Source organism: Mesorhizobium sp. M5C.F.Cr.IN.023.01.1.1, from assembly GCF_003997585.1.
In the GTDB taxonomy this organism is placed as follows: domain Bacteria; phylum Pseudomonadota; class Alphaproteobacteria; order Rhizobiales; family Rhizobiaceae; genus Mesorhizobium; species Mesorhizobium wenxiniae.
Window position 1 is genome coordinate 1 of record NZ_RZSU01000203.1, and the last position, 4,930, is coordinate 4,930.

A 4,930-nucleotide genomic window follows, 5' to 3' on the forward strand; every position below is an offset into this window, starting at 1 on the left:
CTCTTGGCCCGCTCGGCCAGCGTCTTCTTGGTGTGCGATGCCCCGCACCGGAGCATGATGTTGCGCTTGTCGAGCGGCGCGCCGCCGTCCCTGAGCTCGACCACGTGGTCACCGAACACGCGCATGCCTGGCCGGTGCGTCCTGCCATCGCATTTCGGGTCCTCGCATCTGCGACCCCGCTCGGCGATGATCTCTGCCATCAGCTTGCGCCACTCAGGCGACAAGTAGAACGAATCAGCAGTCTTTGGTGCGACCTTGACCGTGCGGGTGTCGATGGTCCGGATCGCCGGCGCCATCATCTTCAGCTTTGCCACTGGAATCTTATCCATTGCGGGGAAGCATGCTGGGCCGCGCCCTTCGCTTCACCTGGATCCGTTCGGGCCTCGGCCTTGCGGCTGGCACTCGGTTTTAGAAGCTCGCGCTTCAGGTCAACGGGTCGTCCTAGGTGAGATTCGCTATTCCGCTTTTGTGATTTGTGCAAGGCATAGCTCGACGGGCACGTAGCGACCGAATATCTCGACCAGAACCGTGGCAACCTGCTCGTCCAGCACCGACTGAATGACACCCGGGAAGCTGGCGAATGGCCCATCCTCGATCAGCACGCTCGCGCCCACCGGGAACGCCGCTTCGACCACCTCAGCATCCGTTGACCGCTCTTCCAGTTTCTTCTTGAATTTCAATCGCATCGCGTCGGACACTGCGACTGGACCAAGGCTTCCGCCAAGCACGCCGACAACGCCTTCCATACCGAGTATTCCTGCCCATGTCCGGTCCCGATTGACCACGCGGATGAACACGTAGCCGGGCAGCGCTGGCACAGTGTAGACCACCTTGCGCTTGGCATGCGGGGCGTTGCGAACCTTCTTCACAAGGGGAAACCATCGTTCGATCGATGCCTGGCCCAGCAACTTATCCACATCCTTTTCTGCGTGATTCTCCAGGCGGAGAACGAACCATTGCGCTTCAGGAACCGCTTCGCCAGCACCGGCTAGCAACGCTTGCTGCCGGCGAGACACCGCGATCATGCGATCCGATTCGGCATAGCAGCGGTCGAGATTGATCTTTTCGGCTTCATTCGGCCGCTTGCTGTGCATCATTGGTCCCTCGCACCGATTGTTCAAATGCTTCCAGTCCTGCCGGCCCGCCAGCCGGGAAATACACGCCACGCATCGTTCCCGGGTCCGGCAGCCACGGCCAACCGCGCAGTTCGTGCTCCAGCTTCCACGCCTGCCAGACCTCGCTACCGGTCGGCACGAATTCGCAGAGCTTACCGAGATGCTCTTCCTCAGGTCCAAAGCCGTGGATCCCGAGCCCGCGCGTCTCGGCTGCCTGGTGCAGCGCGTTGACCATCGGCCAGCCGCCGCGCAGCCGGTTCGCCTTCTCCAGCGCGTCCCGGTCAAGCTTCATCGTCCCATCTGCCAGCGAGCGTTCCTCCCATGCCTTCAGTGGGGTCGCAGCCTTCGGCCCGGTGAGCAGGTCGCGCATCCGGATCGCTGCCCAGACAGGTCCGAAGGCCGGCGCATAGGCAGGCTTGGGCGCTGCCGCCTGCGGTTCGGGAACCTCGCGCCAGAGCTTCTGCCCGAAATAGGTCGACGGTGCCGGCGTGTGTGTCTTGCGTTGCGCCTTGAGCAGGGCCAGCCAGTGCGGAAACAACCGTGCCGCCTCGGCCCGCTCGTCCGGTTCGAGGCTGCGCCAGACCTTCAGCGCCGGTTCTTTCGGCATGCCCGCGAAGCCTGGCCAGTCCTTCAGCAGCGCCCAGCCGTCGGCATCGATTTTCTTGCCATCCTCGCGCTCGCGCTCTCTCTCAACGGAGGGATCAAGGGAGGGGTCTGGAGGGGTTGGGTGACTCAGCTTGTCACCCTTAGACGTCTCCGTCGTCACCCTTTCGGTGCTTCCGGTGTCACCCTTTTCGGCACCATCCAAGGGTGACACGGTGTCACCCTTTTCCGCAGCGGCACCGGGGCGCTTCTCGCTCGCCACGAGCGCCCATCCGCCCCTGCCGAGCAGCTGCAGCACGTCAAGGTCGAGCGCATATTCGTTGGTGCTGCGCGGCCCCTTGCCGCCCTCGCGCACAAGCCTGATCAGCCCGATGTCGAGGAACGCCTTCAGCTCGCGCTGCACTTGGCGCGTCGAGCATTGCGCCGCGCGCGCGATCGTCGATATGGCCGGAAAGATGCGGCTGCCGTCGTCATCGCAGGCGTCGATAAGCTTGAGCAGCACCAGCTTGCGTGCGCAGGTACCCATGTCGGCGCGAAAGCCTATGCCGAGCAGAAACGCGCTCATACGAACATCCCCACCTGCTCGTCATAGCGTTCGCGGGTCTTGGCCGACCGGCGATAGTCGGAGAATGGCGTCTTGCGCCAGATCATCGGCGAGTTCGCCCAGCGAGCGACATCTCGCAGAAGCTGCTCATTCCAGTCGAATCGCGGAAAAGGCCGACGCTCTAATGCGTTGAGCTTCATGAACGGCTGGACGTGCGGCTCGCCACCCCATGCCATCACCTCACGGATGCGCTCCATGCAGGCGGCAAAGGGCTCGTTACCGATCAGCACATAGACACGCGTTTGGCGAGGCGACACGGCGGCGAGCATGCGCATTACTCGCTCGACGAACGATCGCTCGGCCATGTCATCATAGGCGAAGCGCCACGGACCACGGTTTATGACCTTCCAGCGCTGATAAACGTCATCGTCGAAGGTGCGTGGCTCGAACCCGCTGTTGGCGTCCAGCAATGGCACGGCGGCGGCGAGATAGCGTGAAACGATGTGATCCTGATAATCGGCCGGCAGCGCTGAGAGATTGTTGTCGCAAAGCACTGGTCGCACCGGGAAGTCGGGCAGCAGCGTGAAGGCTTTGCCTTCCATCTTCGGGACGATGCAGAACCAGCAGCCGACCGGGCAGCCGCGGCTGGCGAAGGTCGCCATCGGGTTGTGATGCACGACAGCATCAGGAATCGAGCCGCCGATCTCGGCGACATCGGCGAGGAAGTGCTTGCGCGTGAAGATGCCAGGCCCGCCCGCGCGCACCTTGTAGCCGGCAGCCTTGTACCAGCGTGCCCGCTGATACGCGTCGTTGAGCCGCCACGTGAAGGCCACTGAGAGATAGGCGGTGTCGTCGTCGGTCCACTCGGCGAGGCCGCCAGACCAACGGCCAATGTTGAAGCCTTGGCTCATGCCGCCACCTCGCAGTGAAGGCCGCATTCGACGTCGTGTTCCTCGGTCGGGTCGTCAGGAATAAGCATCGGCGTGCGTTGGACGTACTCGACTATCTCGCTGACGCTCTCGCGCATGGCGAACGTCTTCCCGATCGCGGATTCCTCACCAATCCACCACAGCGGCACATCGGGATTGTCGCGGGCGATGCGCTCGCGGATCGCCCGGCCCTTGTTGAAGCAAAAATCGCAGTTGCCTTCCCAAGACCGCAGGGCCAGGTCAAAGGGCTGGCCTTTCCAGAACGCCATCACGTCGGCCTTGACGATCTTGGATTTGGAGAGTGGGGCCACGCACTGGCGATTGTCGCGCTCGTTGTTGGCATACATGGTGAGGAGCCGGAGGCCCTCGTCGTGGCGCAGCCCTACGGCTTCGCGGTAGGTTCCCTGCTCATAGCCGAGAGATTTCATGTAGCCATGCATCGGGACGATCTTGAGGAAGCTCGTACACCAACGAGCGGTGCCGTTTGGAAGCGCCTTCTTCTTCTCGATCAGCGCCTTGAACGGCTCACCCCGGCGGCTGGCGCTGTTGAGGCCGACAACCTCGAACTGCTCGTCGGTATCGCGCCATTCGAGCCACACAATGCGAAGGTTCCACCGGCTGCCGCACTCGTGCACGTAGCGCAGCGTCTCTTCGCGCTCCTTGCCGGTGTTGGCGAAGAGCACATGAACGTCGTCTGGAAGCGTCCCGCCATGCGCGCGCACGATCTCGTGCACCATGTAGCCTGACGTGCGCCCGCCAGAGAACGAGATCAGCGCCGGGCCGGTGATCAGATAAGGGTTCGTCATTCCGCAGCCTCCGCGAAGGCTTGGCGCACGTTGAACTCAGCGAGCAGCTTGATCATGTGCGGCGGCACACTGTTGCCGACGAGGTGATATTTCTCGGTCTTGGTGAGCCGACGCGTCTTGCCGCCGATGGTGATTTCGGTCGGCAACGTGCCAGGCTTGAAGCCGTGCGCGGCAGCGCCCTCCTCCGGCTCCAGCATGCGAATTCCGATGTCGTCGATGTAGTGCAGGACGCCCTTCACCATCACCTCGACGAGGCCATAGCGCGCCTTGCCGGTCAGCGCGCCGAGCGGCTGGCGCACGTCGTCATCCTGCTTGCCCGAGCCGAAATAGTGCTGGAGGAAGCCGAGGATCAGATGCGCATGATTGCCGCCGGCAGCGACCGTAGCCAGCGGCTCTTCGATCGGTCGACCGTCGCGGCTTGTGCCATGCAGGTTTCCTAGCGCTGCTGCGACCAACGCGGGCTTTCCTGAACCGCCCACAGTGACCGTCGGCGCAGGATCCTCGACGTCCGCTCCGATGCTGGCCCCGAACTGGCGCTGAAGACTGATGGCGGCAACACCTTGCGTCGATCCGAGCGTGACAATGGTCGACAGCGGATCCTCCGCTGATCGCCCGGGCTCGCCGGTGTTGTGCTGGGCCATGAATGCGGCGCTGACGCCAACCTGCGGGCTAGTCGTGAAGGCACCAAGCGGCTCGTCGATCGGTCGGCCCGGCCGCGCCTCTTTGCTGCCGTCAACGCGCGGATCGCCGTTGTGCTGCGCAAAGAAAGCCGCGATCAGCGCGTGCTTGCCACCGCCGGCCACCTGCGCGCCGATCGGCTCTTCAATGTCGAGGCTACGAGGCGCCTGGCCTTCGCGTTCGCCATAGCCCGCCTGCACCAGGCTGGCGGCGACCACAGCATGCCGCGGCGCGCCGGCCATGACTGTATCCAGC

The 4,930-nt window shown here is 63.6% G+C and carries 5 protein-coding genes and 1 pseudogene; all 6 read right to left on the minus strand.

What is annotated here, in order from left to right:
• A partial coding sequence (locus EOA78_RS35020; RefSeq protein WP_127320246.1) for an HNH endonuclease occupies nucleotides 1–314 on the minus strand: 314 nt, incomplete at its 3' end.
• 141 nt (nucleotides 315–455) lie between these two features.
• Nucleotides 456–1,097: a transcription termination/antitermination protein NusG gene (locus tag EOA78_RS35025; RefSeq protein WP_127320248.1), complete on the minus strand. Its 642-nt coding sequence runs from the start codon at nucleotides 1,095–1,097 to the stop codon at nucleotides 456–458.
• Complete coding sequence (locus EOA78_RS35030) at nucleotides 1,072–2,283, minus strand: helix-turn-helix domain-containing protein (protein ID WP_127320250.1); 1,212 nt, start codon at nucleotides 2,281–2,283, stop codon at nucleotides 1,072–1,074. The genes EOA78_RS35025 and EOA78_RS35030 overlap by 26 nt, the downstream gene beginning before the upstream one ends.
• Complete coding sequence (locus EOA78_RS35035) at nucleotides 2,280–3,173, minus strand: hypothetical protein (RefSeq protein WP_127320252.1); 894 nt, start codon at nucleotides 3,171–3,173, stop codon at nucleotides 2,280–2,282. The genes EOA78_RS35030 and EOA78_RS35035 overlap by 4 nt, the downstream gene beginning before the upstream one ends.
• Nucleotides 3,170–3,997, minus strand: coding sequence for a phosphoadenosine phosphosulfate reductase family protein (locus EOA78_RS35040; protein WP_127320254.1), 828 nt, complete (start codon nucleotides 3,995–3,997; stop codon nucleotides 3,170–3,172). Before EOA78_RS35040 ends, EOA78_RS35035 begins: the two co-directional genes overlap by 4 nt.
• A pseudogene (locus EOA78_RS35045) lies at nucleotides 3,994–4,930 on the minus strand (DNA cytosine methyltransferase); the annotation flags it as partial. The gene EOA78_RS35040 and the pseudogene EOA78_RS35045, both read right to left, overlap by 4 nt.

Bases quoted from the DNA above. Each gene is read 5' to 3' on its own strand.
- EOA78_RS35025 (WP_127320248.1), bottom strand. From the start codon at position 1,097: ATGATGCACAGCAAGCGGCCGAATGAAGCCGAAAAGATCAATCTCGAC.
- EOA78_RS35030 (WP_127320250.1), bottom strand. From the start codon at position 2,283: ATGAGCGCGTTTCTGCTCGGCATAGGCTTTCGCGCCGACATGGGTACC.
- EOA78_RS35035 (WP_127320252.1), bottom strand. From the start codon at position 3,173: ATGAGCCAAGGCTTCAACATTGGCCGTTGGTCTGGCGGCCTCGCCGAG.
- EOA78_RS35040 (WP_127320254.1), bottom strand. From the start codon at position 3,997: ATGACGAACCCTTATCTGATCACCGGCCCGGCGCTGATCTCGTTCTCT.